The sequence below is a fragment of the Methylobacterium haplocladii genome, from assembly GCF_007992175.1.
GTDB classification, from domain to species: domain Bacteria; phylum Pseudomonadota; class Alphaproteobacteria; order Rhizobiales; family Beijerinckiaceae; genus Methylobacterium; species Methylobacterium haplocladii.
Genome location: NZ_BJZT01000032.1, coordinates 18,924 through 43,947, shown reverse-complemented (window position 1 = coordinate 43,947; position 25,024 = coordinate 18,924). Strand labels below are relative to the sequence as shown.

At 67.7% G+C, this 25,024-nt stretch carries 38 protein-coding genes and 1 pseudogene; 27 read left to right on the top strand and 12 right to left on the bottom strand.

Going from position 1 to position 25,024, the window contains the following annotated elements; genetic code table 11:
- Position 1: 1 nt before the first annotated feature.
- The 11 genes from MHA02_RS14855 to MHA02_RS14820 form a co-directional block, all read right to left on the bottom strand.
- Positions 2 to 1,312, bottom strand: a complete 1,311-nt coding sequence (locus tag MHA02_RS14855) for an AAA family ATPase (protein WP_170249270.1) — start codon at positions 1,310 to 1,312, stop codon at positions 2 to 4.
- The gene (locus MHA02_RS22220; protein ID WP_170249268.1) at positions 1,309 to 1,464 is read right to left on the bottom strand and encodes a hypothetical protein; all 156 of its coding nucleotides are present in this window, start codon (positions 1,462 to 1,464) and stop codon (positions 1,309 to 1,311) included. The genes MHA02_RS14855 and MHA02_RS22220 overlap by 4 nt, the downstream gene beginning before the upstream one ends.
- 2 nt (positions 1,465 to 1,466) lie before the next feature.
- A complete protein-coding gene (locus MHA02_RS14850; protein WP_147079976.1) occupies positions 1,467 to 1,721 on the bottom strand; it encodes a hypothetical protein in 255 nt (84 codons plus the stop codon).
- The gene (locus MHA02_RS14845; protein WP_147079974.1) at positions 1,718 to 2,011 is read right to left on the bottom strand and encodes a hypothetical protein; all 294 of its coding nucleotides are present in this window, start codon (positions 2,009 to 2,011) and stop codon (positions 1,718 to 1,720) included. The genes MHA02_RS14850 and MHA02_RS14845 overlap by 4 nt, the downstream gene beginning before the upstream one ends.
- A gap of 2 nt (positions 2,012 to 2,013) precedes the next feature.
- A complete protein-coding gene (locus MHA02_RS14840; RefSeq protein WP_147079972.1) occupies positions 2,014 to 2,298 on the bottom strand; it encodes a helix-turn-helix domain-containing protein in 285 nt (94 codons plus the stop codon).
- Positions 2,299 to 2,300: 2 nt separating this feature from the next.
- Complete coding sequence (locus MHA02_RS22215) at positions 2,301 to 2,444, bottom strand: hypothetical protein (RefSeq protein WP_170249267.1); 144 nt, start codon at positions 2,442 to 2,444, stop codon at positions 2,301 to 2,303.
- 40 nt (positions 2,445 to 2,484) lie between these two features.
- Positions 2,485 to 2,709 carry a hypothetical protein gene (locus tag MHA02_RS14835; protein WP_147079970.1) on the bottom strand — a complete coding sequence of 75 codons (225 nt, stop codon included), beginning with the start codon at positions 2,707 to 2,709 and terminating at the stop codon, positions 2,485 to 2,487.
- A complete protein-coding gene (locus tag MHA02_RS22210) occupies positions 2,702 to 2,872 on the bottom strand; it encodes a hypothetical protein (protein ID WP_170249265.1) in 171 nt (56 codons plus the stop codon). Before MHA02_RS22210 ends, MHA02_RS14835 begins: the two co-directional genes overlap by 8 nt.
- A complete protein-coding gene (locus MHA02_RS14830; protein ID WP_147079968.1) occupies positions 2,869 to 3,138 on the bottom strand; it encodes a hypothetical protein in 270 nt (89 codons plus the stop codon). The genes MHA02_RS22210 and MHA02_RS14830 overlap by 4 nt, the downstream gene beginning before the upstream one ends.
- Positions 3,139 to 3,426, bottom strand: coding sequence for a hypothetical protein (locus MHA02_RS14825; protein ID WP_147079966.1), 288 nt, complete (start codon positions 3,424 to 3,426; stop codon positions 3,139 to 3,141).
- Between the two features lie 440 nt (positions 3,427 to 3,866).
- Positions 3,867 to 4,472, bottom strand: coding sequence for an XRE family transcriptional regulator (locus tag MHA02_RS14820; protein ID WP_147079964.1), 606 nt, complete (start codon positions 4,470 to 4,472; stop codon positions 3,867 to 3,869).
- 76 nt (positions 4,473 to 4,548) lie between these two features.
- On the opposite strand from MHA02_RS14820, the gene MHA02_RS22450 reads away from it, so the two are divergent.
- The 13 genes and pseudogenes from MHA02_RS22450 to MHA02_RS22990 form a co-directional block, all read left to right on the top strand.
- Positions 4,549 to 4,806, top strand: coding sequence for a hypothetical protein (locus tag MHA02_RS22450; RefSeq protein WP_147079962.1), 258 nt, complete (start codon positions 4,549 to 4,551; stop codon positions 4,804 to 4,806).
- Positions 4,807 to 4,961: 155 nt separating this feature from the next.
- A complete protein-coding gene (locus MHA02_RS14810) occupies positions 4,962 to 5,348 on the top strand; it encodes a hypothetical protein (protein ID WP_147079960.1) in 387 nt (128 codons plus the stop codon).
- A complete protein-coding gene (locus tag MHA02_RS14805; RefSeq protein ID WP_147079958.1) occupies positions 5,341 to 5,817 on the top strand; it encodes a hypothetical protein in 477 nt (158 codons plus the stop codon). Before MHA02_RS14810 ends, MHA02_RS14805 begins: the two co-directional genes overlap by 8 nt.
- A gap of 75 nt (positions 5,818 to 5,892) precedes the next feature.
- Positions 5,893 to 6,171, top strand: coding sequence for a DUF2312 domain-containing protein (locus MHA02_RS14800; RefSeq protein WP_147079956.1), 279 nt, complete (start codon positions 5,893 to 5,895; stop codon positions 6,169 to 6,171).
- 63 nt (positions 6,172 to 6,234) lie between these two features.
- On the top strand, positions 6,235 to 6,618 hold the full coding sequence (locus MHA02_RS14795; protein WP_210245072.1) for a DUF1064 domain-containing protein: 384 nt from the start codon (positions 6,235 to 6,237) through the stop codon (positions 6,616 to 6,618).
- Positions 6,615 to 7,016 carry a hypothetical protein gene (locus MHA02_RS14790; RefSeq protein ID WP_147079954.1) on the top strand — a complete coding sequence of 134 codons (402 nt, stop codon included), beginning with the start codon at positions 6,615 to 6,617 and terminating at the stop codon, positions 7,014 to 7,016. Before MHA02_RS14795 ends, MHA02_RS14790 begins: the two co-directional genes overlap by 4 nt.
- Complete coding sequence (locus MHA02_RS14785) at positions 7,004 to 7,234, top strand: hypothetical protein (protein ID WP_147079952.1); 231 nt, start codon at positions 7,004 to 7,006, stop codon at positions 7,232 to 7,234. The genes MHA02_RS14790 and MHA02_RS14785 overlap by 13 nt, the downstream gene beginning before the upstream one ends.
- Positions 7,231 to 8,112 (top strand): HNH endonuclease signature motif containing protein, encoded by an 882-nt coding sequence (locus MHA02_RS14780; protein WP_147079950.1) that lies wholly within the window; start codon positions 7,231 to 7,233, stop codon positions 8,110 to 8,112. Before MHA02_RS14785 ends, MHA02_RS14780 begins: the two co-directional genes overlap by 4 nt.
- Positions 8,109 to 8,789 (top strand): hypothetical protein, encoded by a 681-nt coding sequence (locus tag MHA02_RS14775; RefSeq protein ID WP_147079948.1) that lies wholly within the window; start codon positions 8,109 to 8,111, stop codon positions 8,787 to 8,789. The genes MHA02_RS14780 and MHA02_RS14775 overlap by 4 nt, the downstream gene beginning before the upstream one ends.
- Positions 8,786 to 10,030, top strand: a complete 1,245-nt coding sequence (locus MHA02_RS14770) for a phosphoadenosine phosphosulfate reductase domain-containing protein (RefSeq protein WP_147079946.1) — start codon at positions 8,786 to 8,788, stop codon at positions 10,028 to 10,030. The genes MHA02_RS14775 and MHA02_RS14770 overlap by 4 nt, the downstream gene beginning before the upstream one ends.
- Positions 10,027 to 10,815, top strand: coding sequence for an SAM-dependent DNA methyltransferase (locus MHA02_RS14765; RefSeq protein ID WP_238180447.1), 789 nt, complete (start codon positions 10,027 to 10,029; stop codon positions 10,813 to 10,815). The genes MHA02_RS14770 and MHA02_RS14765 overlap by 4 nt, the downstream gene beginning before the upstream one ends.
- A 59-nt stretch (positions 10,816 to 10,874) precedes the next feature.
- Positions 10,875 to 11,408, top strand: coding sequence for an HNH endonuclease (locus tag MHA02_RS14760; RefSeq protein WP_170249261.1), 534 nt, complete (start codon positions 10,875 to 10,877; stop codon positions 11,406 to 11,408).
- Positions 11,398 to 11,586: pseudogene (locus MHA02_RS22990) on the top strand (helix-turn-helix domain-containing protein); the annotation flags it as partial. The gene MHA02_RS14760 and the pseudogene MHA02_RS22990, both read left to right, overlap by 11 nt.
- 321 nt (positions 11,587 to 11,907) lie before the next feature.
- On the opposite strand, the gene MHA02_RS14755 reads toward MHA02_RS22990, so the two are convergent.
- Positions 11,908 to 12,237, bottom strand: a complete 330-nt coding sequence (locus MHA02_RS14755) for a hypothetical protein (RefSeq protein WP_147079942.1) — start codon at positions 12,235 to 12,237, stop codon at positions 11,908 to 11,910.
- Here MHA02_RS14755 and MHA02_RS14750 point away from each other — a divergent pair.
- From MHA02_RS14750 to MHA02_RS14685, 14 genes are all read left to right on the top strand, one after another.
- A complete protein-coding gene (locus tag MHA02_RS14750; RefSeq protein WP_147079940.1) occupies positions 12,236 to 13,234 on the top strand; it encodes a hypothetical protein in 999 nt (332 codons plus the stop codon). The two genes, MHA02_RS14755 and MHA02_RS14750, sit on opposite strands and share 2 nt — an antisense overlap.
- Positions 13,231 to 13,914: a hypothetical protein gene (locus MHA02_RS14745; protein ID WP_147079938.1), complete on the top strand. Its 684-nt coding sequence runs from the start codon at positions 13,231 to 13,233 to the stop codon at positions 13,912 to 13,914. The genes MHA02_RS14750 and MHA02_RS14745 overlap by 4 nt, the downstream gene beginning before the upstream one ends.
- Positions 13,911 to 14,342 (top strand): hypothetical protein, encoded by a 432-nt coding sequence (locus tag MHA02_RS14740; protein ID WP_147079936.1) that lies wholly within the window; start codon positions 13,911 to 13,913, stop codon positions 14,340 to 14,342. The genes MHA02_RS14745 and MHA02_RS14740 overlap by 4 nt, the downstream gene beginning before the upstream one ends.
- Positions 14,332 to 14,550, top strand: a complete 219-nt coding sequence (locus tag MHA02_RS14735; protein WP_147079934.1) for a hypothetical protein — start codon at positions 14,332 to 14,334, stop codon at positions 14,548 to 14,550. Before MHA02_RS14740 ends, MHA02_RS14735 begins: the two co-directional genes overlap by 11 nt.
- Positions 14,547 to 15,092 (top strand): hypothetical protein, encoded by a 546-nt coding sequence (locus tag MHA02_RS14730; RefSeq protein WP_147079932.1) that lies wholly within the window; start codon positions 14,547 to 14,549, stop codon positions 15,090 to 15,092. The genes MHA02_RS14735 and MHA02_RS14730 overlap by 4 nt, the downstream gene beginning before the upstream one ends.
- Before the next feature lie 11 nt (positions 15,093 to 15,103).
- Entirely contained in the window at positions 15,104 to 15,538 is a 435-nt protein-coding gene (locus tag MHA02_RS14725; protein ID WP_147079930.1) for a Ros/MucR family transcriptional regulator, read from the top strand.
- Between the two features lie 182 nt (positions 15,539 to 15,720).
- Positions 15,721 to 16,032, top strand: a complete 312-nt coding sequence (locus MHA02_RS14720) for a hypothetical protein (RefSeq protein ID WP_170249259.1) — start codon at positions 15,721 to 15,723, stop codon at positions 16,030 to 16,032.
- A 163-nt stretch (positions 16,033 to 16,195) separates the two neighbouring features.
- A complete protein-coding gene (locus tag MHA02_RS14715; protein WP_147079926.1) occupies positions 16,196 to 17,011 on the top strand; it encodes a hypothetical protein in 816 nt (271 codons plus the stop codon).
- 10 nt (positions 17,012 to 17,021) lie between these two features.
- Positions 17,022 to 17,630, top strand: a complete 609-nt coding sequence (locus MHA02_RS14710) for a hypothetical protein (RefSeq protein WP_147079924.1) — start codon at positions 17,022 to 17,024, stop codon at positions 17,628 to 17,630.
- Between the two features lie 2 nt (positions 17,631 to 17,632).
- A complete protein-coding gene (locus MHA02_RS14705) occupies positions 17,633 to 18,334 on the top strand; it encodes a metallophosphoesterase (RefSeq protein WP_147079922.1) in 702 nt (233 codons plus the stop codon).
- The gene (locus MHA02_RS14700) at positions 18,331 to 18,780 is read left to right on the top strand and encodes a hypothetical protein (protein ID WP_170249257.1); all 450 of its coding nucleotides are present in this window, start codon (positions 18,331 to 18,333) and stop codon (positions 18,778 to 18,780) included. The genes MHA02_RS14705 and MHA02_RS14700 overlap by 4 nt, the downstream gene beginning before the upstream one ends.
- Before the next feature lies 1 nt (position 18,781).
- A complete protein-coding gene (locus MHA02_RS14695; protein WP_147079918.1) occupies positions 18,782 to 19,294 on the top strand; it encodes a hypothetical protein in 513 nt (170 codons plus the stop codon).
- Positions 19,295 to 19,601: 307 nt separating this feature from the next.
- Complete coding sequence (locus MHA02_RS14690) at positions 19,602 to 24,611, top strand: helicase-like domain-containing protein (protein ID WP_147079916.1); 5,010 nt, start codon at positions 19,602 to 19,604, stop codon at positions 24,609 to 24,611.
- 95 nt (positions 24,612 to 24,706) lie between these two features.
- Positions 24,707 to 25,015: a PadR family transcriptional regulator gene (locus MHA02_RS14685; protein WP_170249253.1), complete on the top strand. Its 309-nt coding sequence runs from the start codon at positions 24,707 to 24,709 to the stop codon at positions 25,013 to 25,015.
- Positions 25,016 to 25,024: the final 9 nt, after the last annotated feature.

The following is a 25,024-nucleotide window of genomic DNA, read 5'->3' as shown; positions in this document are numbered from 1 at the left end:
GCTACTCCGCGGCGATGGGGGTGGCGGTTGCGCCGAGGACTTCGCCGTCCTCGATGACGATCGCGGTCGAGCGGCCCGACTGCACACACTCGACCCAGACCTGGCAGTCGGCCGCGTCGGCCATCTCGCCGAGGATCGCCATCGCTTCGGCATCGAGCAGCGACCCGTCCTGGACGCGGATCACGCGCAGCTTCGGATTGGCCGCCATGGCGATCGCGACGGAGGTGCGCAGCTGCTCAGCGGACGAGGCCTGATCGAACGGCACGCCGTTCAGCAGGATCTCGTCGTCACCGAAGGCAATGCCCGGTACCGGCAGGTCGGCTTGGGCGATGGCGGAGCGCATACCGGCGACGCGGCCCTCGATGGCCTTGGTGAGCGCGGCCGCTTTCGCCTCGGCCTCCTTGGCGCGGGCGTCGATCCGGTCACGCTCCTCGCGGCGCGCCACGGCGGCGTTGGTCTCGCCGGCGGCGGCGATGCGCTGGCGCAGCGCCGAGGTGTCGATGGGATCGGGCAGGGCAGAGGCCTCAGCGAGGCTTGCCCGGATCCGCCCGGCCTCGGCATCGTCGCGGTCGGCACGAGCCTCGGCTTCGTCCGCTTCCTTCCGCAACGCGGCGGCCCGGTTGCGGCTCCCCGCGGCGGTCTCGGCATAGGCCTCGATGGCACGCTCGGCCTGCTCACGCCGGCCACGCCGCCGTTCGATGTCGGTGTTGTGCTCGCCGGCCTGTTCCATCTCCGCGACGAGCGCGGCGGTGTCGATGCGGGCCTCGGGCGTGCCGGACGGGACCGTGATGCCGTCGGCTTGAGCGCGCAGCGCTTTCGCAGAACGGTTCACCTCGGTCCGCCCGGCGAAATCGTCCTTGTTCGCCTTCTCCGTGCCGGCGAAGTCGAAGCCCGGCACGAAACGCTTCATCGCGTCGAGCTGCTGCCGGCCGTCCATGCGGGTGAAGGCAAGCGGATCGAACGACAACTGGCCGAGCAGCTTGTCGAGAAGCTCCTGCGGACGGGCGAAGCGCGCGCCGTCTGCGTTCTCGACGACCACCGCCGTGGTGAACTCGGCGCCATCGCGCTTCTTGAAGGTGCGGGTGACCCGGATCTCGCCGAGGTCGAGCCGGATGCGGGCCTCATCCTGACCCTTCCGGATCGGCACGGCCTGAATCGGCTTCGTTCCGGACAACGCCCACCAGATCGCGTCGAGGACCGACGACTTGCCTTGGCCGTTACGGCCCGTGATCTCCACGAGATTGCCGTCGGGCGTGATGGAGACGGCCTTGAGCCGCTTCACGTTCTCGGCTTCGAGGCGAAAGATCTTCATGAGCGCGGCCCCCGCTGTTCGTTGGTGTCGAGATCGCCCCCGGTGGCCGCGGGCGGTGAGCTCAGGCGCGACAGCGCCAGGAACGCGAAGCCGATGGGCAGACCCAGCAGGATCACCCAGACGACCGCGGCGGCGGGGTTCATCGCGGCCATGGTCAGTGCACCCCCGCATGGATGGTGCGGACCGGCGCGGCCTCGCGGGCCCCGACCAGCAGCCGGTGCTCGAACCGTATCTCGTCGAAGTCGTCGGGCGTGCCGGGGACCTGACCGAGCTTGTGCTCGGTGCGGTCGACCGCCCGGCAGATCAGGTGCGCCATGCCGAGATCGTCGGCGGGCAGGCGGTCCGTGAAGCCTGCGTCGACAAGAAGGTCGGCGACAGCTCGGTGGGAGAGGGCGCTGCGACGGCTCATCGGTGTGACGCCCTCAAGCGGATCTCGGCGATGGCGCTTGCGCATGCGTCACGAGACTGAAATTTCGGGTAGAGGGCGCGCTCCAAGAGCGTGAGCGCATCCTTGAAGTGTCGCGACCGCATAAGGTCGATCGCGTGTTCGGCATCTGACCGATCGCAACCCAGCAAGTTCGGGTCGTCGATCCGCCGTGACTTCAGTTCCTCGACTAGTTCCTCGTCGGTCAGTTCGCCGAGTACATCCCCGACATTGACGAAGACCTCGATCGATCTTGATGAGCGACGGATGCCCATGATCAGATCCCCGCGGCATCGGTGGAGAGGGCAGGGGAGGGCGGCTCGACGCCGGCCGGGGCGGGCGGGTCGAAGAACGTCGTGACCGGCAGGTAGAGGAGGTCGGCCACCATCTGCATGTGGCCGACGCTGATGCGTCGCTGGCCGGTTTCATACCGCCAGAACAGGGAGGCGCTGATGCCGAGCACGGCGCCGATCTCCTTGCAGGACAGGCCGGCGGCCTTTCGGGCCTCGGCGAGGCGGCGGCCGACACGGACGTCGATGGCGGTTGGGGGGTGGCCGGCCATGATCAGCGCCCCCGAGCCCGAGCAAAGCGCACGACCCGCACACCCTCGCTGAGACCGAAGACGGTCACGAGGACCAGGACCGGCGGTCCCAGGAGGGTGACGGCGATCGCGGTGGTGGCGGGCAGGGTGGCGAGGATCGAAAACATGATGGACTCCACGAGAGCAGGGCGTGGCCCTTGAGCAGGATCAGGGATGGTGGGCGTGGGCGTCGGGCCGAGCCCGGCGCGCCGCGCGGCGGACCGTGCGGAGCGCTGCCTCGCCGGAGCCGGTGAGCACCGGCCGCGTCTTGGCACCGTGCCCGCGCAGGCGGATCAGCCCGCGCTTCACGAGGCAGGTGAACTTCGACCTCGGGATCTTGCGGCCGTCCGCGACAAGGCGGAGGGCGGTGGCGTCGTCGAGGAGATCAGCCACGGTCGGCCTCGCTCTCGACGGTCACGGGGTTGGCGGCGCGAACCCGGGCGCTGGCCCAGGCGTCGACGGCGCGGCGATACTGATCATCGAGGATCGGGATCAGGATCATCCCGACCGCGATCGTGCCGACGAGGAAGAGGGAGACGGCGGCGAGCGGGTTCATGCCGCCCTCGCGAGGGACCGGACCGTGCTGCGGCGGCGGTCGACGGCATCCTGCCTCGCCTTCGCGAGAAGCTCGCTCTTGAGCCCGGGGTAGAGTTCGATCAGGCGGAGCATACCCGCCGGCAGGGGGCTGCCGGTGGCGGTGGCCGAGAGGATATCGATCTCGGTCCCGTCGACCACATCGTAGGTCAGGAGCAGATCGACCGGGATCGCCGGGCCGGCACCAAAGCCGAGCTTCAGTTGGGTCTTGAAGGTGTGGGTGGCCATCTATGCGGCCTCCTGCATCGCAGGTGCGTCGCGCCGCGCCATGGCATCGGCCAACCGACCGTGGAGCCCGGCGTCGATCGCGGTCAGATCGAAGGCGTCATAGTTCTGCGAACCGACCCGGCAGAGGTAGCTCTTGCACCGCTCGTTGTGGGCGATGCGCAGGTTCAGCTCGTCGATCTGGTGATCAGGCCGCGCGAGGAAGGCGAGCTGGCGGTCGAGTGTCGCGAAGAACGCCGTGAGGCGGTCCGGCGGTGCAAGGGGCTTCGGGTTCGGCGCGCTCTGGGACATCGGTCGCTCCGGCTTCGGAATGACCAGACGTTACGCCGAATGCGTAATATACGTCAACGCAAAATGCGTAACATGTCCGAGATTTTTTCGTCACCGTTATCCACAGGGCCGCAGCATGCGTAACCCAAAGCGCACTTTTGTTCTTGTTTCGTTCCGTTTTTAGGATCAGCTTCTGGTCTCCACGAGGAGTTTCAGATGGCGCGTTCCCAGAGTTTCGGCGTTCAACCGTTCGTGCGAACCGGTCGCGGACCGATCAAGACCGCGCCAATCCAAATGTGCAGTACAGCTGATAGCGCTAAACGGCTCGCCGAAAGGCTCGTCGAACAGCGACATGCCATCGGAGCCTTGGCTTTCTCAACATCGAGTGACGACAGATCAGACGAGTGTACGGTGCCTACATTCTTGTCCAGAATCGGTGACGTGCCCGAGCACGACGACTACTAGCGCGGCTTGATCCAGGTCACTTTCGCGCACCACTCGACGTCCTCGTTGCGCAACGGTTCGTAGCCCGAGGAGATCAAATCGAAGGTGCCGGGGTCTCGCCCCCGGTACACCTTCTTGACGTAGACGCGATCGTCGGAGAGCCACACGACGCACAACTCGCCGAGGAACTCGTCCGGCACGCTCGCCACGCGGCTGTCGTAGTAGATCAGCCACTGGTCTTCGGCGATGCCGGGCATCGAATCTCCACGGACCCGGGCGGCAACAGTCGTTGCGGAACCACCAGGCGGACGCGGTGCGCGGTCGTAGCCACCTTCGGGCGCGCCAGAGAAGTAGACTTTCCCCCCTGCGCCGACATCGCCGAGTATCGGCACCGTGTCGGCATCACCGCCCGGCGACTTTTGCTCGCCGTCGATGATCCACTCCCACCGCTCCTTGTACGCCTTCGCATAGCGTTTCGCGCTTTCACGCGACGGGTTTCGGTCCCCGTTTTCGTGCCCAAGATAGGTGGACTTCGTCCAACCGTAGGCTCGGGCCGCATCCGAGGCTGTTTCGAAGCCAGCGCGCTTACGGAGAAATTGGAGGCGTTCGGCCGGGGTATCCATCCGCCGAGATACGCACGGCCTGTTACGCATTGTGCGTTGACAGTCGTTACGCATTAGGCGTAATGCTTGCCCCGCCATGAACTCCGTACGCGAAATCGTGGAAGCGCTGGGTGGTCCAACCAAGTTTGGGCGCATCTGCGGCTTTCTGAAAAATCCCGGTGCTCGAGGGAGCGATATCCTCGCCCGCGGCTCCATTCCGGTCGATTACTGGCCCTGCATCGTCGACTACGCGACGGCGAACGCTCTACCGATCGACAACGACTGTCTCGTCCGCATCCACGCACTGCGTGTACCGAGACGGCGCCAGCGGATCCTCGAAAAGAGGGTCGCCTGATGTCGGCTCTCACCCCCAATCCCCATCGCGCCCGAATGCACGGGCCGATCCCTGCGGTGGTTCCCCCTACCGACGTGCCACCGCAGGGTTCCCCTTTGCGCGACGGCAGGGCGCCCCTGCGCCACTGCCCAGCCTGCGGCGGCGAGCGACAGCTGGTGCGCCGTTCCGACGGCTCCGGCGTGGGGTTCCGTCTGTTCTGCTCGGGCTGCAACAGCGCCAAGCAGAAGGCCTACCGCGCCGCACATCCCGGCTTCTCGACGACGAAGAACCGCCGCTGGCAGTGCGCGAACCCAGAGAAACGCCGCGCGCATCAGGCGGTGTGCCGGGCGCTGCGCAGCGGCACCCTGACGAAGGGCCCCTGCGCGACCTGCGGAACGACGAAGCGCGTCGAGGCCCATCACGAGGACTACGCCCGCCCGCTCGTTGTGACGTGGTTCTGCCGGCGGCACCACTTGGCCCGGCACCGCGAGATCGCGGCCGAAACTGCCGCCGCCACGCACCAGAAGCTTTATCGGGAAACCCGGGGATCGGCTCATGTCTAGAGGCGCTCTCGCTCTGCGGTTCGACTTGCCGCCCGTCTTGGATACGCAGGCTGAGCTTTCGGGTACAGCCGCGGTCCATTCGCTATACTCCGAGAAATCGGAAACGGCGGCCGGCGGCGATACCCTGGATCTTGCGGCGGCGCTGTCCTGCGGCTCGGAGGTCCAGCGCGTCCGGGTGCTCAGCGATGCGCTCATGGCCGAGAACGAGCACCTGCGCGGCAATGCGGCCCCGGTCGCGCTGACGCTGCTGCGCTTCAATCGCGAGATGCTGAACGAGCTCGCCCGGATCGAGACCGTGGCGCGGATGAAAGACGCGCTGCTGCGGCTCGACAACGGTGCCGGCGCGCCCGAACCGCCGACGCTGCGTCTCGTGATGCGCACGGTCGGCGGCGGTGGTGGCGGCCAGCCGGCCCGTACGGAGCCGAAGCCCGGCTACCGGCCGCTCTACGGGCGCCGACGGCACCCCTGACCCCAAACGAAAACCGCCCGGTCCCCAACCGCCAAGCGGGGACCGAGCGGTGAATTCACGCTCTGAGGTTTCGCAATGCAAAGCACACATTCCGTTTCGACGCAAGACGTGTCGTCCGAAGGCGTCGCCGCCGATGAGCTTAGACAGTTCATCGAACGCGTCGAACGCCTGGAAGAAGAAAAAGCAGCTATTTCCGGCGACATCAAAGAAGTGTTCGCCGAGATGAAGGGTCGCGGCTTCGACGTAAAGGCTGTTCGCACGATCCTGCGCCTGCGCAAGAAGGACCACGCTGAACGCCAGGAAGAGGAGGCGATCCTCGAACTGTATCAGCAGGCCCTCGGGATGGTGGTCTGAGCCATGCGCCGCGGCCCCGCCAACGCTGTGCGTCCCGCCGTCATCACCGCGGCCGCCTACCGCGTGCTGACCGGCGCGACCCGGTCGGGCCCCGGCAAGGCCTACCGCGCGCTCGGCCGGATGAAGGCCGGCCGCATGAACCGGACCGAGACCCGCTACGCGGCCGTGCTCGAAGCGCGCCGCGCCTCGGGCGAGGTCTTCTGGTGGGCGTTCCAGGCAATCAAGCTTCGGCTCGCCGACAACACGCACCTGACGCCGGATTTCGCCGTGCTGCCGTCGACCGGCGTGTTCGAATTTCACGACACCAAAGGCGCGAAGCACCTCATCGAGGAAGACGCCAACGCGAAGATGAAGATCGCGGGTGAAGTCTACCCATTTCGGTTCTTCTTCGCGTGGCCGTCGAAGGCCGGCGTCGGTGGCTTCGAAGTCGTCGAGGTGGGCGGATGACAGCCCTCGCCGACGTCCGCACCCTCATCGCCCGCCTCGACGGCACGATGCAGCCGATGCCGGCGCGCGCCGAGCTCGTGCGCCTGCTGCGCGCGGTCGAGGTCGACCTGCAGCCGGCGCTTCGCCGCCGGCCCCGCGCCGGCTCGCCCGAACTCGCCCCGGCCCTGCGCGTGATGGCGCGCCTGCAGCACATCGGCAGCCCGTCGGCGCTGGGGATCAAGCTCCTGCCGGGCACGCCGCCGGTCGCGGTCGAGCGCCATGGCCGACTGCGCCTCGGGCAGCTCATCGCGCTGGGCCACGCCCGCAAGGACCCCGACGGCTGGCGGATCACGCCGGCCGGCGCAGAGGCCGCGCGACGCCTCAACGACGAATGCGAGGCCGCCTCATGCGCAGGATGATCCGCCTCGGCAACGCCGTCCTGCTCGCGTCCGGCCAGGAGCCGTTCCGGGCCGCGCCGGCCGACACCACCAAGCCGCACGACGGGCTCTGGATCGTCGCCGGTTCCGACGGCGCCAACGCACTGGCCTACGGCGACGGCATCCGGGCCTGCCTCTACCGGCATGACGAGGCGCGTGCCGCCGCCAGCCACCTCAACGCGGAGGCGCGCGCGGCATGATCGCCTTTTCCCTTTCGCGCTCCGGCGCGTCTCAGAACGCAGATGATAACGACTATCGGTCGGAGACCGACGATGTAGCGACCGAGCTTATGTCGTGCCTCAGGTATGAGGCCGCTACCGGCAAGCTCTTTTGGTCGAAGGACGTTGCGGCCAATGCCCGGCGCGGCAACGAAGCCGGCGGCGATAACGGTGACGGCTATCGACGACTCGGCTTCAAGGGACAGCGATTCTTAGTCCATCGTGTCGCCTGGCTGTTGATCAAAGGGAATTGGCCGTCAGAAGAAATTGACCACAGAGATAGAGATCGCGGCAACAATCGAATTGGAAATCTTCGTCCTGCTAATCGTTTCGTCCAGAATGGGAATCTAAGCGTACGTAAAGACAATAGGACCGGCCACGCATGCATTGCGTATGCGCCTGCAATGAACAGCGCAAAACCTTATCGTGTGCGGGTAAGGCGGTTCAATATTCGCGTTAATGTTGGATGGTTCGCAACGATAGATGATGCGATTGCTGCCCGGGATGCTTTCATTGGCAGCCTGAAGGCCACAGCTATTTCGAGCCCTACCGTCGGCGCCGTGGCCGGCCTCGCGCTCCTGCTGCCGCTGTCAGCCTGCGGCAGCGATCCCGACGGCGCCCGCAACACCGCCGAGCGCTACGGCTTCAGGGATGTGGTGATCCGCGGCTACGCGCCCCTGCGCTGCAGCGAGCTCGACGCCTACGCCACCGCCTTCGTCGGCCGCGACCTCACCGGCACGTGCCGGCGCGGCGTCGTCTGCGGCAGCCCGTTCGGGGCCTCTGCCGTTCGCGACGTCCGGCCCTCCGACGCCTGCTCCGACGTGGTCCGCCGGCCCGCGCATCTCGGGGTGATCCGATGAGCGCCGACCTTCTCACCCTCATCGCCTCCGTTGCCGATGCCGTTCGCGCCGGTGCGCCGGCCGAGGCCGTGCTCGCGCGGATCGACGTCGTCCGGACCGGCCTCCAGGCTGTGCCCGCGGACCACGCGAGCGGATCGTGCGAGCCGGATGCGACCCGACAGTCCTCGCGCGAACTCGCCCTGCTGACCGTGTCGGATCTCGGCGGCAACGTCTCGCCGCTCACGCTCGGTCATGCGCTCGAGCCGACGCTGATCACGGCCGAAGCCGGCGCTCTCGGCGGCAGCCTTCTGGCGGCGCTCGTCCGGCACGGCCTCGTCACGCGCACCGGCCACGCCCGCTACACCCTCACCGACGCTGGGCTCGCCGAACTGCATCGTCTTGGCTGCCGGGTCTCGCCGACAGCCGCGCGCACGGCCGCGGAGCGCCAGCGCACCGCCCTCGATCGCCTGCTGCTCGTCTTCGCCGGCCTCGGCCATGCCGGCGGCACCGCCATGCAGTTCGGCGTCGCGATGACCGGCCGGTCGGCGGATCGGCCGACGCGGTCGATCGGCAGCGTGCGCCTCACCGCGCTGAAGGAGTCCGGCTTTGTCGCTCGCGTCCGCCCGAACTGGTGGGCGCTGACCGAGACAGGGAGGGCGCATGTAGCCCGGCTTCGGGCTGAAGGAGCCGGGGCATGAACGCGCGCGCGCAATCCGACCTGTTCACGGCGACCGCGACGCGCCTCGTCTACGACGACGCCGTCGAGATGACGCTGATGTCGCTCGCCGAGTACGGGGCGAAGCACGACCACTGGGCGATCGCGTGGTCGGGCGGCAAGGACTCGACGGCAACGCTGACCCTGATCGTCCACCTGATCGAGACCGGCCGACTGGCCCGTCCGAAGACGCTCACGGTCTACTATGCCGACACGCGGCTCGAACTGACGCCGCTGGCGATCGCCGCCGCCGACGTGATGGCTCGACTGGCGCGCTTCCCCTGGATCCGCGTCCGGGTCGTCACGGCGCCGCTCGACCGCCGGTTCCTGGTCTACATCCTCGGCCGCGGTGTTCCGCCGCCGAACAACAACACGCTGCGCTGGTGCACGCGGCAGATCAAGATCGACCCGATGGCGGCGGCGATCGAGGCGGACCTCGCGCACCTGCCCGTTACCGAGACCGTGCTGACGATCACGGGCGTCCGTCAGGGCGAAAGCGCGATCCGCGATCGCCGCATCGAGATGTCATGCTCGAAGGACGGTGCTGAGTGCGGGCAGGGTTGGTACCAGCAGGTCCTGCCCGGGATGAAGGGCATCCGCGGCCGGATCGCGACGCTTGCGCCGATCCTGCACTGGCGGGTCTGCAACGTCTGGGACTGGCTGAAGGTCTTCGCGCCGATGCAGGCCTACGGCGGATGGGCGACGGCCATGCTCGCCGACGCCTACGGTGGTGACGACGCCGAGGATCGCAACGCCCGAACCGGCTGCATCGGCTGCCCGCTCGCGAGCCAGGACAAGGCGCTCGAAGCCGTTGTCGAGCTTCCGGCCTGGTCGTACCTGCGCCCGCTGCTCGGTCTGCGCCCGATCTACCGGGAGCTTCGGCTGCCCCGAAACCGTCTGCGCCAGCCCGGCGGCGAGACCCGCCGCGACGGGACACTTGTCCCGAACCAGCAGCGCATGGGGCCAATCACGCTTCCGGCCCGGCTCGACGCGCTCGAACGCATCCTGGCGATCCAGGCCACCTGCAATGCGGAGGCCGCCCGCCTCGATCGGCCCGTCGTCGATCTGCTGAACGGGGAGGAGGAGGCTCGCATCCGCGAGCTGATCGACCTCGGCACATGGCCGCAGCGCTGGACCGGTGACGAGCCGGTCGCCGATCTCCCGATGGACGCGATCTTCCCCGACGGGACCGTGCAGCCGCTTCTCATCGGAGCATCGGCATGAGCGCCCCGAAGATCGTCACGGCCGGTGCCAAAGCCTGCACGCCGGCGGTTCTCCCCGGTGGCGCCCGCTCGATCATGGGCCAGCGCCGCGAGCCGCCGGACTCGCTGGAGTTCTTCCCGACGCCCCCGTGGGCGACGCGGGCCTTCTGCACGCTGCTGCAGGAACGCCATCTCGCGAACCGGTACCAACACGCTTGGGATCCGGCTTGCGGGCAGGGGCATATGTCGGGCCCGCTGCAGGACTACTTCGGCGAGGTCCTGGCCACCGACGTCTTCGCGCATGGCGGCGTCCGCGAACCCCACCCGCCCGGCTGGGGCGGCGTGCGCGACTTCCTCGATGACGCCCTGCCGGCGCCCTACGGCATCGACTGGCTCGTCACCAACCCGCCTTTCAATCCGGCTGCTCAGTTCGTCCTGCACGGACTGGAACTGGCACGGGTGGGCGTCGCCGTCCTCGTGCGCACCCAGTGGCTCGCCACCGAGGACCGCTACCTCGAGGTCTTCGCGCACCATCCGCCGACGCTCATCGTCCAGTACGCCGAGCGCGTCCCGATGCACCGCGGCCGCTGGGTTCCCGGCGGCTCGACGGCGACGGACTACGTCTGGGTCGTCTGGGTCAAGGAGCGCGCCACTGCGGGCTTCCACGCTGCGCGCGATCCCGCCTTCGTCTGGCTGCCGCCGGGCCAGAAGCGCCGCTTCCTGACCGTCGAGGACATCCGCCGCTACGCCTGGGAGGCGGAGACGCCGCTGTTCGATCCGGTTGAGCCGGACGGGGAGGCGTCATGACGAGGCGCATATCCTGGTTCCGCCTTAGGCCGTCGGCTGCGCTCAGCGAGATCGCTGGCATGCTTACGCACGAAGGGTGGACGTACGTCACCCTCATGCTTCGGATCCATGCCCAAGGCGGTCCAGTCGCCGATGACGTCGGGTCGCTCGCAGCGGCTACCAAGTTGCCGCCTCGCAAGGTTGCGGAAACGCTCGCGGTTCTGGGTGAGGCTGGTAAGGTCGTTCTTACCGTCGACGGCCGCCTCGACATGCCGGAAACCCACGCGGAACTAGCGTGGCGCGGATCACATGCCGCACACCTGCTCGAGCCAAACCCTTACCTGATCGGTCGGCGGGCGCCACCGAACTGGCAGGCCCTCCGCGAGCTCGTCTTCGGCCGTGACGGCTCCTTTTGTCGGTACTGCCTCGACGACGAAGGCCCATTCGAAATCGATCACATCTTGGCCCGCGCGCGGGGAGGTTCGGATCATCCGGACAACCTCGGCGTGGCCTGCCGCCCCTGTAACCGCTCGAAGGGCGCCAAGCTCATCGAGGAGTGGCAACAGTCTTCGAGCAAGATTGCGCCATCGGCGGAGGACATCGATGTCCTATAAGGCGCAGATCTGGGCGCAGCACATCAAAGCGGGTAGTTCCTCCGTCAAAGCTGTCTTGAACGCTGTCGCTTTTTTTGCTGATGACGACGGCCAGACTTGGCGTTCTCAGGGGGAGATCGCGCGCCACACCGAACTGACAGATCGGACTGTTCGCGCTGCACTAGCCACGCTGGAAGAACGCGGCCTGCTGGTGCGTGAGGAGCGATCGCGGAAAGACGGTGGCCGCTCTACGGACATCCTGACCTTGAGACTTGGAGCAGCCCAACCAAGTCTTCTCTCCGCCAACGCATGTCAGGACAACAGCAGCGCCCCCCCCGGAAAGAGCTTCCAGGGGGGTAGGAACCGGTTTCCGGCCCCCCCGGAACGCCGTTCCGGACACACTACGTTTGAACCGACATCTAACCGACAAGGGAACCGACAGAAGGATTCCCTACCGGTTCCGCTTTTCCCGGAAGCCGCAGATGCTCGCGACGATCAGGACGTCGAACGGAAACCCTCGTCACGTCGGAAGATGATCGAACGGTCGGTCGCCATTTTGTGCGCGATCACCGGGAAGAACGATCGCTCTGCCCGCGGCACAGTCGGGATCTGGCTGTCCCGTGTCCAAGACGACGCGAAGGTGGTGCTCGACCTCGTCGAGGCTGCCGACGAACGCGAAGTCGCCGACCCGACGATGTGGGTCGAGGGCCAGATCCGTCGCCGCCAGGAGCAGCTGTCCGGCGACCAGGGCCTCCGGCGCTCCCCCCGCGACCCGCCCCCCGACCGCGTCTCCCCCCGCGCCGCCCGCCTCATCGACCTCCACGCACAGCTCTCGGGAGCCCAGGACCATGGCTCAGGACCTCGTTCCGACGACGACCTCATCCCGCTCGATGACCTTTCGGGAAGCGGAGGCGAAGATCGAGACCCTCCATGGCCGTCTGGAGGCGATGCCGAGCCGTCCGAACCGGTTCGTCGTGCTGCGTTCGCTGGCGGCTACGACCACCGAGCGGCGCGCACTCTGCGCCGTGCAAAACCGGCTTGAGCAGGACCTGGCGCCCTGGACCGATCGTGGGGCGGTCGAGGTGATCGTGACGCGGCTCAACCTCAACTTCGAGATCGGGCGCGTCAGCGAGATCGACGCCCGAATCCGGGACAACGAGTTCGTCGAGGCGGTCAAAGGCCTGCCGCTCGCGGGCATCGAGGCGGCGGCTCGGCGGTTCGGGGCCAAGACGACGCTCACGGCCTGGGACCCGAAGTGGCGGCCGAACTCGGCCCAGTTCGCCGACGAGGTCCGGGCCGGGCTGATCCCGCTGCGCACGAAGCTCCTGCACATCCGGCGGGTGCTCGAGGCGGAGGTCTACGATCCGCCGACCGAAGCCGATCAGGCGCGGGTCGCCGCCGAGATGGCGCGGTTCGCCCGCGAGCGGGCCGCCTTCGCGGAGGACGCCGACCGCGCCCGCCCGACGCCGACCCACATCGCCGAGGTCCGCGAGGCGACGTTCCGCGCGGGCGTCGCCGACCTGAAGCGGTTCGACGGGCACTTCGCGCTGGGCGACCTGATGGGGCGCCTCGATGCGAAGAGCGGCCGCGGCAGTGCCCAAGCGGGACGGGCCCTGCCTGGGGCTGCCGCATCCCCTCGACCGGCCGCCGGTCGGGAACGGCTTTTCGCCGACGCACGGGCCGCGGCCGATCTGGGCGCTGCCGCGCTCCAGGCCTTCCGCGACGATCTCTCGAAGGACGAGAACACCGCCCTCGCCACGATCTTCGACGACCTGATCGCGCGGGTCGAGGCGGCGGCGCAGCGGTACGTCCCGCCGGGCGACCATGCTTCGGGAGCGCGGGCATGAACGCGAGCACGGCCTGGGACCGTGGGACCGCCGAGCGCACGGCGAAGAAGATGTTCGGCAATTCCGCCCTGCACCGCGTGGCGGCGGCGATGGCCGGCTGTCACCCCCGAGCGCTCGACTACATCGGGCAGGCCCCCGTGATCGTGCTGTCCGCCAACGCCGGGCACACCGGGGCACGGGCGGCGCGCAGCGCGCAGATGTTCGCTGGGCCGCCGATGCGGATGAAGTGCGAGCGCGGCGACAAGCTGCGCGACGTGATGAGCTTTTACGGCTGCGGCTACCAGCTGCGCCGCCTCGTCCCGAGCGTGCTGCACCCGGTGCGCTGGCCGACGATCTATCACCTCGGCCGGCTGCCGCCATCGACGTTGGCTCAGATCGTTCCAGAGCAGCGCGGCCAGCAGGACGTCTGGCTGCGGGCGCTGACCCGCTGGTGCGATCACTGCCGGCGGTGCTGCGGGAACCCCTGGTTCCTGTTCGACTGGGCGGCGGTCGCACTGCGCATGGTCGCCCGCGGCGAGGAGACCAGCGTCGATGTTGTCGCCGACCTCGCGCTCGAAGCGGCTCGACCGGCACCGCAATGGGGCGTCACCGACCCGCTGGCCGGCGTGCAGCACGTCTATTCCGACGAGTCCCGCATACGCCTCCTGGCCGAACGTTACCTCGCGCGGGGTGCCGCATGAGCGCTGCAATCGCCCTCTCCCCCGAGCAGCAGGTCGTTGCAGCTTGGCGCGCGGGCGTCCTGTCGCTGTCACCGGATCGCATTCCGTGCCCCGGCTTCATCTGGACCGAGCCGGGCCCGCGCGGGCGGACGGGCGTCTGGACCGCTGTCCATCGCGCCATGCTCGCCTTCCTCGACGAATGGGGCGAGGAGGCCGTGCGGCTCGGCTGGGACACGAACGGCCTCTTCGGGGTGCACCGCGCCGCCGGCGCGCTGCGCGTCGACAGCACGGGCGCGCTCGTCACGGTCTACCCGCACCGGGTGGTCGCGATGACGGGCACCGAGATCGTGCTCGGCCGCAAGGAGACCCGTTCGACCTTCCGCGGGGTGACGAACCCGGGGGACGCGATCCCGCTCTGGGAATTCAAGGGAGTGCACCATGCCCGCTGAATCGCAGGACGGCCTGCATCGCATCGTCATCGCCGGCACCTACGGCTCGGCCGACATCGCAGCCGAGCGCACGGCCGAGGGGGCGGTCATCACCATGGGCGTCCCGGGCGAGGGTATCGACGTCGACGCCCATCTCGATCCGAAGGAGTTGCTGCGCTTCGCGGAGTGGGTGCTGGCCGTCGCGATCGCACATGGAGCGCGGCCATGAGCGGGCGGCCGTTCTGGTCCGACACCTTCGAATGCGACCTGCCGAAGGTCATCCCCGGCGCGCGCGACGCGGTGGGCGACCTCGCCGACGTCCATCTTTGGACGACCGGCCACACCACGCACGGCGCCCTGAACCATCCCGACGTCTGGAACAGCGACGCCGGCATGGTCGCGTTCTTCGGGTTTCGCAGCCCGGCTCGGCCGGAGGTCTACTGGACCGACCGCCCGATGGTCCGGTGCACGTTTTGGGAAGCGCTCCGGGATGCCTGGGCACACCACATCCTGATCGCCGTCGAGGGCGGGCTCGTCTGGAACAGTGGTCTGCTCTGGCCGCAGTACGAGGCCCTCATGGCCGAGGTCCGCGGCTGGCCGAGCGCCGATCCCGCAAAGGCCGCTGCGGCGCGCGCCAGCGTGCGCGTCTCACTCTGCACCGCCGTGGCGCGCTTTCGCACCCTCACCCAACGAGATCCGAACCGCGTCCGGCGGTTCGAAACCCCTGCGGCGGCCTCGCCGGGGGCTCACACCCCTGAACACCGGACCTGAAGGAAATGCCCATGACGACGACGACGATCACACCGAACACCGCCACCGACCTCGCCGTCGGCATCGTGTCCTCCTACGTGGCGCACAACTCCCTGCCCGCCGCCGAACTGCCGAAGCTGTTGGGCACGGTGTTCGAGACCGTGATGCAGCTCGGCGGCGCCCCCGCGGCGCCGGCCGAGCCCGAGACCCAGAAGGCCACGGCGTCCGAGATCCGGAAATCGGTCACGCCCGACGCGCTGGTCAGCTTCGAGGACGGCAAATCCTACAAGACGCTGCGCCGGCACCTGACCCTGCGCGGTCTCTCGCCGGACGGCTACAGGGCGAAGTGGGGCCTGCCGGCCGACTATCCGATGACGGCGGCGAACTACTCGGCGCAGCGCTCGGCCCTCGCGAAATCGATCGGGCTCGGACAGCCGGGCGCCCGGGCGGATCAGGCGGCGGCCTGATCGTCACATCCTCCAGGACCGAGAGGGCTGGCGGCGTTGCCGCCGGCCTCTTTCGCTGAAGTTGTCAAAAAGCAAAGCGACGAATGCCGCGACGTCCACGGGGACCCGATCCACCAGCCCGCACAGGTGATCCCTGGACCTGCGCGGACGTCGAATTCTGGCTGAAGGCCGCCTTCCGCGCGATGCCGTTCACGCCTGTCTTTGCCCCGCGCGGAAACACGCTGAAGACCTGCAACCCGGATCAGGCTGATGCGACCTTCGACATCGTCGCCTTCACCGGCACTGTACTGGGCGACAAGTCGAAGGAACGATTGGCGCTGCTGTTCTGGGCCCGCGTGAACGGTACACGGGGGGAAATCGGTAGCTCGGTGTCGGAGTTCTGCCGGGAAATGGATTGGTCGCGATCGAGATTCGAGAAGACCCGCCGACGAGCCTGCGAACGTGTCGTCGCCGCGAAGAACACAATCGACTGTCGATACGTCGCAGCAGCCTAGTTTCCGCTTGACATGGATAAAATGCCCCGGCGACCCAGCATCTACATCCGGCAATACAAGCCGGCAGCTTCATGGGGGTCTTAAAGTGAACGCGTCGGCCCGTGTGTCGTCCTCTACTCTGTCCGATCGTCTCGCACTTCCGATCGAGGAAGCCTTGCGCTGGATGATCCGCGACGAGCTACCGAAGCGCCGCTACGACGCGCCGCTGTCCTCGCTGCCGTCATCCATCTCATCGATCGCGCTCCTGGGTGTCCGCGTCGACAACTGGAATCGCGAACCCGGCATGCCGGCTGCCATGGGCGATGCCCACCCCGACGCCCTTGTGATGGAAGAGGCGCTGCGCGAGATCCGCGCCGAGGATCTCGACATCTCGGGCTACGACATCAGCTACGGCCTCGGGCCGCACTGCAATGTCGAACGGGTCACCGCCGCGGTCCGCAGCCGCGGCGATCTCATCGGGTGGCTCGTTCACCACGCCAAGCAGGGCAAGTGGTCGTTCGAGGACGAAGGCGCGATCTGCGAACCCGCCAAGGGCCGGCAGGGTCAGGTAACCCTCTGGCTGAAGCAGCAGGTCGAGTGCGGCGCCGGCCCCGGCGGCGAGCCCTGGTACGTGACACAGGATTCGACGACGACGCCGGTCCGCGCCGGGCAGTACCGCCCCGGCACCTTCTGCAAGCTGCACTGGATTCGCGGCGCGGACGATATCGCCGAGGACCGCGCGGGCTACGCCTTCGAGCACGCGGCCCTGGTCCGCCTCGCCGAAATCCTCGACGGCAAGCTGTCCTACCTCAAGGTGAAGCCGCCCATCGCACCGCCGACGCCCTGGATCGCCGCCCCACCGGCTCGCCGGGTGCTGCTCAGCCTCGTCGCCCGGAGCCCGGACCTCGGCAAGCCGGCGGTCAAGGCGATCGGACCGAAGCCCCGGGTCAGCTACCCGCTGCGCCGGATCGATCCCGCCGATTACCCGCTGGCCGCGTGAGGGCGCACACATGCTCGGCCTGCTGCTGATCCTCGCCCTGAACCTCGTCGTCTCCTTCTTCAACGCCCGCGCCTGCGGGCAGATGTGGGCGGAGCGCGAGCAGTCCGGGCCGTTCCTGTTCCTGGTGATCTGGTCGGCGGCGATCCAGTCGGCGATCGGCTTCTCGTCGATCCTGATCTTCGCCGGCGCCTATGCAGCGCACGGCATGGGGATCCTGCCGGACAAGGCGATGAAGGCGACGCTCTCGCTCTGGTACCTCGCGATCATCTTCCCCACACTCGGGACCGGGTTCCTGATCACGATCCATTCCTGGATCGTCGCCTACCGGGAGCGGAACCTGCTCGACATGGCGTCGGCCGCCTACAACACGGTAGCGATGGCCCATAACCTCTACCAAGCATCATCGGGCATCGGCGACGCGTTCGGCAGCGTGTTCACGTTTTTCTCGTCCGTGACCGACGACGATGAGGACGGCGCCGGGATCCTGGTGGTGATCACGGTGCTGGCGATCGTCGTCTTCGCGCTCGGCGGAGGCGCCCTGCTCACCCGCGCTATCATCCGCCACTACGCCGGGTCTCTTCCGATGCCGGAGCGCGCCGCGCAGCTGAGCCGGGCCTGATCATGGCATTTACGTTCGCCGTTCCCGACCTCCACGGCCGTGCTGACCTGCTCGACCTCGCCCTCGCCGCGGTCACGGCGCGTGGCGGCGGTACCGTCGTGTTCACTGGCGACTATGTCGATCGCGGCCCGACCTCCCGGCAGATCATCGAACGGTTGATGGCGGGCGCGCCGGAGGGACAGCGCTGGCTCATCCTCAAGGGCAACCACGAAGACATGATGGTCGAGGTCTGCCGCGGCCGCGCGCCGATCGAACTCTGGGTGCAGAACGGCGGCGGCTCGACACTGGTCTCCTATGGGCATCCGCGTCGCTGCGAAGCGGTCGACCTGTCCGTGGTGCCGTCTGAGCACGTCGCGTGGCTCGACCGCCTCGGTCTGCTCTTCGCGGACGAGCACCGGATCTACGTCCACGCCGGAATCGATCCGACGCTGCCGTTCACCGCGCAGTCGAAGAAGACGATGCTCTGGATGCGAGACCACGGCGCCTTCGACGACGGCTTCGAGGGCAAGCACGTCGTCCACGGGCATACGCCGCTGCCCGATGGCCCTGACCGCCGGCCCGGCAGGACCAACCTCGATACGCTGGCCTGGCACACCGGTCGCTTGTGCATCGGCGTGTTCGACGATGATGTGCCCGGCGGACCGGTTGAGGTGATCGAGATCCGTGGTGAGCTGATCGACGCGCTGACCGGGCGAGCAACATGACTTCTCGATTCTCGCTTGGCGGCATGACGGACGTAGTGGTGGCTCCTGACGTGCAGCCGACCGTGACGGAGATGCTCCGCTCGCTGAAAGCGCTCCACGGCTTTCCGGCTCGTCCGCAACTCGTCGTCGGGCTTGAAAGCATCCACCGCAAGAGCATCGGGCCGTCCGCATCGATGCGCATCATCGAAGACGCCTCACTGACGGAGACGGTCGAAGACTGGTCGGAGGTCAGGTCACCATCCCGCGCGGCTCGCCGCCGGCGACAGGGACACCGCCAGCGCATCCGGTACGTCCAGCGGCCAAAGCCAGGCGGCTACGCGATCGACGGCGCCCTGGTGATGCATCCCGAAACGTGGCGGGCCGTGCGGGACCAATTGTCCTTCAAGGCGGACGGCAACATGAACCGGACGATGATGAATGCTTTCGCCGGGCGGCGGGTGACTTGAGATGGACATCGTGACCGAATTCACCATCGCCGACGCCCGACGCGCGATGGATGCGCAGCTCGCGCCGGACGCGCTGCGCAGCATCCTGAGCGAACGGCAGGGCAGGGGGCTCGCGGTGTTCATCGGCTCCCGAGCGTATGTCGGGCGCCCGGCCTGCGTCGCCGAGACCGAGCACCAACGGATCGCGCTGGCGCTCTGGGCCGAGGGCTTCACCGACATGCTGTGCGAGCGGCTGGACCTTACCCAGCCGCTGGGTCTCGGCACCGCGGTGTTGGTCGGCGTCGAGCGCGATGGCACGGTCCGCGTCACCACCTGGTCGCGCCGCCAAGCCGATTGCGCCGGCATGAAAGGGTGGGCGGACCGCGCCGTGTTCCCCGGCCTGAGCCGCCTGCCGTTTACGACCCACTTCGGCTGGAACAACGGCGGCGTGCCGATCCCGCTCACCGAGGCCGAGCGGCGGACGCTGACTTACCTGCCGCCAGCCTATCAGGCGGCGTGGCTGAAAGCGGCCTGAGCCGCGATTCCGGGCTCGACCGCATCTGACAAGGGATATGTCAGGCTGAAATCATCGATTTGATTGATTTTCGTGGCTCCGAGGTCTGACGCTGACTAGCGTGGTGGAGTTGAGGGCAACGCCCAACTCTGCAGGAGCCGCGTCGATGCTATTCTCCGAATTTCGCCACGGATCCGCACGCTTGATCTTGCACGTATGTGCATGACGGCTCGCCTCATCTTTCCCGTGGCCTCTCGGATGGCTTGAACGTGTCGGCTCGATCTGCTTTGCGCGGGCGCGATCCGCCCTGGCTCACCTCCAATTCGATATGTTCGGGCTGTTCGGGCCCGGCGATGCGCTACCACCGAGCCGGCCTGATGCCGCGCACGAGGCGGCCCCCGCGGTATCGGCGCCGGCCGGAAACTTCTACCTCGACGGCGACCGCCCTTTGCCGAAGGGCTGGCGCGCCAGAGCCGAAGCAAACCTCGCGGCAATTGAACTTTCACTCTCTGTCGCGGGCGATGCTCGGCCTGCGACACGCGATGAACAGGAAAAGCTATCGATCTTCACCGGCTTTGGTGCCAGTGAACTTGCAAATAGCTGCTTCCCCTCACCAAATAACACAGATTACCGGCAGGGCTGGTCCGATCTTGGACGCCGGATGGAGGGTCTAGTCAGCAAATCCGAACACGCTGCGCTCGCTCGAAGCACGCAATACGCGCACTATACCCCGGAATTGATCATCCGCGCGATTTGGGATGGTCTCACCCGCCTTGGTTTCCGCGGCGGCCATATCCTTGAGCCTGGATGCGGGATCGGGCTGTTTCTGTCGCTGCAGCCCGAGCCCCTGCGGTCGCTTTGCCGGATCACCGGCATCGAGGCCGACCCGGTCACTGCCCGCATCGCGCGGCAGCTGCTGCCGGAGGCCGATATCCGCACCGAAGATTTCGCGCTGACCCGGCTCGAATCCGGTTACGCGCTGGCCGTCGGCAATCCCCCGTTCTCGTCGCGCGTCGTCAACGGCGACCCCCGCTACCGCTCAGCCGGCTACCGCCTGCACGACTTCTTCATCGTGAAGGCGCTCGACCACGTCCTGCCCGGCGGCCTTGCCGCGTTCGTCACCTCGCAGGGCACGATGGACAAGGCCGATGCCTCGGTGCGTCGACGCTTGGCCTCGGTCGCCGATCTCATGGGCGCGATCCGGTTGCCGGCCGGCGCGTTCCGGGAGAGCGCCGGGACGGAGGTCGGCGTCGACGTCCTCTTCTTCCGCAAGCGCATGGCGGACGAGAGCCCTGTTGCGCCGATCTGGACCGAGACCCGAGCCGGCGTCATCGCGGGTCACCCGAAGATCGCGATCAACCGCTACTTCCTCGCGCACCCCAGCATGGTGTTGGGCCAGCACTCGGCCGCCCGCGGTCCCTACGGTCCTGACCCAGTCTATACCTGCCGGGCCTATCCGGGCGAACTCGACGCACGCCTCTCCGCCGCCATCGCGAATCTGCCCAAGGACGTCGCGACCTGCGATTCCGGGGTAGGCCTCGCCAGGGTCGATGCCGTTCGGCCGGCACCGGCCGTGAACGACAACGACCGGCTGCGCGAGGGCTCCTACTTCGTCTCGGCCGACGGCGTGCTGATGCAGGTCATCGACGGTGCTGGCCAAGCGGTACCGCTGCGTGCGCCGGGTGTTACGGGTCTCGTCGGCAAGCATGCCGGGCTGATCCGCGCCCTGATCCCGATCCGCGATGCGGTCCGCGCCGTCCTGGCGCTGCAGGAGGGCCGCAAGGACTCGGCGGCAGCGCAGGCGCGGCTCGGCGACCTCTACGACGTGTTCGTGGCGCGGCACGGCGCGATCAACTTCACGACGATCCAGGAGCGCATCGCGGACGACGGCACTCGGCACGAGACGCACCGGCAGCCGAACCTCGAACCCTTCCGCGACGATCCCGACTGCTGGCTGGTCGCCTCGATCGAGCACTACGATCTGGAAAGCGGCAACGCGACGAAGGCGCTAATCTTCACCGGCACCGTCATCGCGCACCAGCCCGAGCCGGCGATCCAGTCCGCGTCCGATGCGCTCGCCCGCTGCCTGCACGAACTCGGCTTCGTCGATGTCCCGCGGATCGCGCAGCTGCGCGGGACCGCCGAGGCCGGCGTCGTCGACGAACTCGGCGACCTGATCTACCTCGACCCGGACTCGGAATCGTGGGTCACCGCCGACGAATACCTGTCCGGCACGGTCCGCGTGAAGTTGGCGGCCGCGCGACAGGCTGCAGCCATCGATCCGGCCTATGCCCGCAACGTCGCCGCGCTCGAAGCCGTTCAGCCGAGCGACATTCCGCCTTCCGACATCACCGCGCGGCTCGGCGCGCCCTGGATCCCGGTCGACGTCGTTACCCGCTTCGCGCGCGAGGTCATGCGCGTCCACTCGGCCGAGGTCGGCCACGCGCCCGAGGTGGCGTCGTGGTCGATCAATGCGCGCGCCTTCTCCGGCGACGCCCAAGCCAACGCCCGTTGGGGTACGCACCGCTACGACTGCGGCAAGGTGCTGCTTGATGCGCTGAACGCTCACATCCCGGCGATCTACGACGAGGAGCCGAACGACCGCGGCACCATGAGCCGCGTCCTCAACGCCATCGAGACCGAGGCCGCCAAGGAGAAGCTCGCGATCCTGAAGGGGCTTTTTCAGGAATGGGTCTGGCAGGACCCGGCGCAGTGCGACCGGCTCGCGCGCATCTACAATGACAACTTCAACGATCTCGTGACCCGACGCTTTGACGGAGGCCACCTCCGCCTGCCCGGGGCGTCGTCGGAATTCCAGCTTCGGCCGCATCAGAAGAACGCGATCTGGCGAGTGCTGGCGGCGGGCTCGACGTACCTCGCCCACGCCGTCGGTGCGGGCAAGAGTGCGGCCCTCGCCGCCGCGGTGCTCGAACAACGGCGCCTGGGCCTTGTCCATAAGCCGATCATCGCGGTGCCGGGGCACTGCCTCGTGCAGTTCGCCCGCGAGTTCCTGACGCTCTATCCGCTGGCGCGGATCCTGGTCGCCGACGAGCAGAACTTCGCCCGCGACAGGCGCCGCCGCTTCCTGGCGCGCGCCGCCACCGGCGCCTGGGACGCGATCGTCATCACGCACGCAGCGTTCAAGCTGATCCCCATCCCAATCGACTTCGAGCGGCGCATGATCCGCGAGATGATCGATGAGTACGAGGCCGTGCTCCTCGACATCCCTGAGCACGAGCGGCTGACCCGCAAGCGGGTCGAGGCGATGAAGGAGGGATTCGAGAAGAAGCTCAACTTGCTGTCTGACCGGAAGGACGACTTCCTCACGCTGTCGGAGATCGGCATCGACCAGATCATCCCGGACGAGGCCCACGAGTACCGCAAGCTCAGCTTCACCAGTTCGATGTCGACGCTGAAGGGCATCGATCCGAACGGCTCGCAACTGTCCTGGGACCTCTACGCGAAGATCCGCTTCGTGCGGGCGTTGCGCGCGGAACGGGCCGGCGTCGCAGCCGAGGCCGTCGATCGGGCGGTGATCATGTCGTCGGGTACGCCCATCACGAACACGCTGGGCGAGATGTTCACGATCCAGCGCTTCATGGATCCGGTCCGGCTGCGCGCCCGCAACCTGCATGAGTTCGACGCCTGGGCTTCGTCGTTCGGCGAGACCCGGACCGAACTCGAGCTGCAGGCGTCCGGCCGCTACAAGCCGGTGACCCGCTTCGCCGAGTTCGTGAACGTGCCGGAGCTCATCGCGATGTTCCGCTCGGTTGCGGACGTCGTGTCGGCTGACGACCTCAAGAAGCTGGTAAGACGGCCGCCCATCCGCGGCGGGCGGCGCGAAATCATCGCAGTGCCGCCGAGCGACGGCTTCCGCGACTACCAGGAGGTGCTGGCCGATCGCATCGAGGCGATCGAGGCGCGCGGTGGGCCTCCGCAGAAGGGCGACGACATCCTGCTGTCCGTCATCACCGACGGGCGGCACGCAGCCATCGACATGCGCTTCGTGGTGCCAGGGCACGACGACGAGCCCGACAACAAGCTGAACCGCATGGTGCGCGAGGTCCACCGGATCTGGAAGGAGACGGCGGCCGAGACCTACCTCGACCCGTTCGGGAAGCCGTTCGAGCGGCCCGGCGCGACGCAGATGATCTTCTCAGATCTTGGCACGCCGGCGGCGTTCGAGAAACGCGGGTTCTCGGCATACCTCTGGGCGCGCCACCGCCTCATCGCTTTGGGCGTCCCGGCGGCCGAGATCGCCTTCGTGCACGACTTCAAGGGCGCCAAGGCCAAGGCCCGACTGTTCGCCGACATGCGCGCCGGCAAGGTGCGCATCGTGCTGGGCTCGACGAAGAAGATGGGGACCGGCGTCAACGCCCAGAATCGGCTGAAGGCACTCCACCATCTCGACGTGCCGTGGCTGCCCTCCGACATCGAGCAGCGCGAAGGCCGCATCGACCGGCAGGGCAATCAGAACGCGGAGATCGAGCTCTACGCCTATGCGACCGAGGGCTCGATGGACGCCCAGATGTGGCAGACCAACGAGCGCAAGGCCCGCTTCATCGCGGCGGCGCTGTCCGGCGATCGATCGGTGCGCCGCATCGAGGACGTCGGGGAATCGAGCGCCGACCAGTTCGCCCTGGCGAAGGCGATCGCGTCCGGCGATCCCCGGCTGATGCAGAAGGCTGGCCTGGAGGCGGACATCACCCGCCTCGAACGGCTGCGCTCGGCGCATTCCGACGAGCAGCACCGGTTCCGGTCGCGCCTCGCCTCCGCGCGGCACGCGATCGAGGAGGACCTGCGCGTGATCCCGCTGCTCGAAGCAGACGTGGCGCGGCTGCCGCCCGAGGACACGCCGTTTGTGATCACCGTAGGGGACGCCGAGTTCACCGACCGCAAGTTTGCCGGCAAGGCGCTGACGACTGCGATGCGGACGATCAACCAGGAGGTGATGGCTCGCTACGTCCGCGGGCAGGGCATCGTCGATCGGCCCATCGCGACGTTCCGCGGCTTCGACATCGTCTACACCAGCCGAGCGACTTCCGACGGGTCGATCGTCGCGGACTGCCGCATCCAGACGACCGGGCTCTGGCTCTCCCTGACCACCCGCGCGAACACGCCCGGTGTCGTGGCCATCGGTCAGGTCGAAGAGGCGCTTGATGCTCTCCCAGGCCGCCTCCAATCCCGGCGCGAGAATCTGGCCTATTACGAAAACCTCGTCCGGGGGACGGAGCCCAGCATCGGCAAGGCGTTTGACCTGCAGGGGGAACTCGATCGGAAGCGGGCGGCGCTCGAGGCGATCGATGCCGATTTGGCGCGGGCGAACGCGGCGGCTTGAGATGCCAGAACGCTACCAAATAGCGCCGTGACGACGCAGGAACCGGCATGAGTCTTACACGTTGTAAGACCGTGGCGATAGCAGCGAGAGATGCGATGAATCTAGCGAATGGGCTTCCCAGCCCAAAAGAGGCCGAGGTGCTCGAAATGCTTGTAAGCGGAGGCGAAATGTACGGACTAGAAATGGTGAATGCGTCAGGCGGCAAGTTGAAGCGTGGTACGATCTACGTCGTGCTCGATCGGCTTGAGACACAAGGCTTCATCTCATCGGAGAAAGAAGCGTCGGATGGGTCGGGCTTGGCTCGTCGTAGATACCGCATCAAAGGGCTTGGGCAGCGTGCTCTTCAGGCCTTCCGCACCGCGCAGACGGCTTGGGCCGATGCCGCGCTTCCGATGGGGGTGTGAGATGGGGCG

Coding starts and splice junctions, on each gene's coding strand:
- MHA02_RS14830 (WP_147079968.1), bottom strand. CDS start 3,138: ATGGCCACCCACACCTTCAAGACCCAACTGAAGCTCGGCTTTGGTGCC.
- MHA02_RS14790 (WP_147079954.1), top strand. CDS start 6,615: ATGACAGCCCTCGCCGACGTCCGCACCCTCATCGCCCGCCTCGACGGC.
- MHA02_RS14770 (WP_147079946.1), top strand. CDS start 8,786: ATGAACGCGCGCGCGCAATCCGACCTGTTCACGGCGACCGCGACGCGC.
- MHA02_RS14705 (WP_147079922.1), top strand. CDS start 17,633: ATGGCATTTACGTTCGCCGTTCCCGACCTCCACGGCCGTGCTGACCTG.
- MHA02_RS14785 (WP_147079952.1), top strand. CDS start 7,004: ATGCGCAGGATGATCCGCCTCGGCAACGCCGTCCTGCTCGCGTCCGGC.
- MHA02_RS22220 (WP_170249268.1), bottom strand. CDS start 1,464: ATGGCCGCGATGAACCCCGCCGCCGCGGTCGTCTGGGTGATCCTGCTG.
- MHA02_RS14780 (WP_147079950.1), top strand. CDS start 7,231: ATGATCGCCTTTTCCCTTTCGCGCTCCGGCGCGTCTCAGAACGCAGAT.
- MHA02_RS14760 (WP_170249261.1), top strand. CDS start 10,875: ATGCTTACGCACGAAGGGTGGACGTACGTCACCCTCATGCTTCGGATC.
- MHA02_RS14820 (WP_147079964.1), bottom strand. CDS start 4,472: ATGGATACCCCGGCCGAACGCCTCCAATTTCTCCGTAAGCGCGCTGGC.
- MHA02_RS14735 (WP_147079934.1), top strand. CDS start 14,332: ATGCCCGCTGAATCGCAGGACGGCCTGCATCGCATCGTCATCGCCGGC.
- MHA02_RS22450 (WP_147079962.1), top strand. CDS start 4,549: ATGAACTCCGTACGCGAAATCGTGGAAGCGCTGGGTGGTCCAACCAAG.
- MHA02_RS14840 (WP_147079972.1), bottom strand. CDS start 2,298: ATGGCCGGCCACCCCCCAACCGCCATCGACGTCCGTGTCGGCCGCCGC.
- MHA02_RS14720 (WP_170249259.1), top strand. CDS start 15,721: ATGCCGTTCACGCCTGTCTTTGCCCCGCGCGGAAACACGCTGAAGACC.
- MHA02_RS14725 (WP_147079930.1), top strand. CDS start 15,104: ATGACGACGACGACGATCACACCGAACACCGCCACCGACCTCGCCGTC.
- MHA02_RS14690 (WP_147079916.1), top strand. CDS start 19,602: ATGTTCGGGCTGTTCGGGCCCGGCGATGCGCTACCACCGAGCCGGCCT.
- MHA02_RS14765 (WP_238180447.1), top strand. CDS start 10,027: ATGAGCGCCCCGAAGATCGTCACGGCCGGTGCCAAAGCCTGCACGCCG.
- MHA02_RS14685 (WP_170249253.1), top strand. CDS start 24,707: ATGAATCTAGCGAATGGGCTTCCCAGCCCAAAAGAGGCCGAGGTGCTC.
- MHA02_RS14710 (WP_147079924.1), top strand. CDS start 17,022: ATGCTCGGCCTGCTGCTGATCCTCGCCCTGAACCTCGTCGTCTCCTTC.
- MHA02_RS14850 (WP_147079976.1), bottom strand. CDS start 1,721: ATGAGCCGTCGCAGCGCCCTCTCCCACCGAGCTGTCGCCGACCTTCTT.
- MHA02_RS14845 (WP_147079974.1), bottom strand. CDS start 2,011: ATGGGCATCCGTCGCTCATCAAGATCGATCGAGGTCTTCGTCAATGTC.
- MHA02_RS22210 (WP_170249265.1), bottom strand. CDS start 2,872: ATGAACCCGCTCGCCGCCGTCTCCCTCTTCCTCGTCGGCACGATCGCG.
- MHA02_RS14700 (WP_170249257.1), top strand. CDS start 18,331: ATGACTTCTCGATTCTCGCTTGGCGGCATGACGGACGTAGTGGTGGCT.
- MHA02_RS14695 (WP_147079918.1), top strand. CDS start 18,782: ATGGACATCGTGACCGAATTCACCATCGCCGACGCCCGACGCGCGATG.
- MHA02_RS14825 (WP_147079966.1), bottom strand. CDS start 3,426: ATGTCCCAGAGCGCGCCGAACCCGAAGCCCCTTGCACCGCCGGACCGC.
- MHA02_RS14775 (WP_147079948.1), top strand. CDS start 8,109: ATGAGCGCCGACCTTCTCACCCTCATCGCCTCCGTTGCCGATGCCGTT.
- MHA02_RS14750 (WP_147079940.1), top strand. CDS start 12,236: ATGGCTCAGGACCTCGTTCCGACGACGACCTCATCCCGCTCGATGACC.
- MHA02_RS22215 (WP_170249267.1), bottom strand. CDS start 2,444: ATGTTTTCGATCCTCGCCACCCTGCCCGCCACCACCGCGATCGCCGTC.
- MHA02_RS14805 (WP_147079958.1), top strand. CDS start 5,341: ATGTCTAGAGGCGCTCTCGCTCTGCGGTTCGACTTGCCGCCCGTCTTG.
- MHA02_RS14730 (WP_147079932.1), top strand. CDS start 14,547: ATGAGCGGGCGGCCGTTCTGGTCCGACACCTTCGAATGCGACCTGCCG.
- MHA02_RS14715 (WP_147079926.1), top strand. CDS start 16,196: ATGATCCGCGACGAGCTACCGAAGCGCCGCTACGACGCGCCGCTGTCC.
- MHA02_RS14755 (WP_147079942.1), bottom strand. CDS start 12,237: ATGGTCCTGGGCTCCCGAGAGCTGTGCGTGGAGGTCGATGAGGCGGGC.
- MHA02_RS14740 (WP_147079936.1), top strand. CDS start 13,911: ATGAGCGCTGCAATCGCCCTCTCCCCCGAGCAGCAGGTCGTTGCAGCT.
- MHA02_RS14745 (WP_147079938.1), top strand. CDS start 13,231: ATGAACGCGAGCACGGCCTGGGACCGTGGGACCGCCGAGCGCACGGCG.
- MHA02_RS14855 (WP_170249270.1), bottom strand. CDS start 1,312: ATGAAGATCTTTCGCCTCGAAGCCGAGAACGTGAAGCGGCTCAAGGCC.
- MHA02_RS14800 (WP_147079956.1), top strand. CDS start 5,893: ATGCAAAGCACACATTCCGTTTCGACGCAAGACGTGTCGTCCGAAGGC.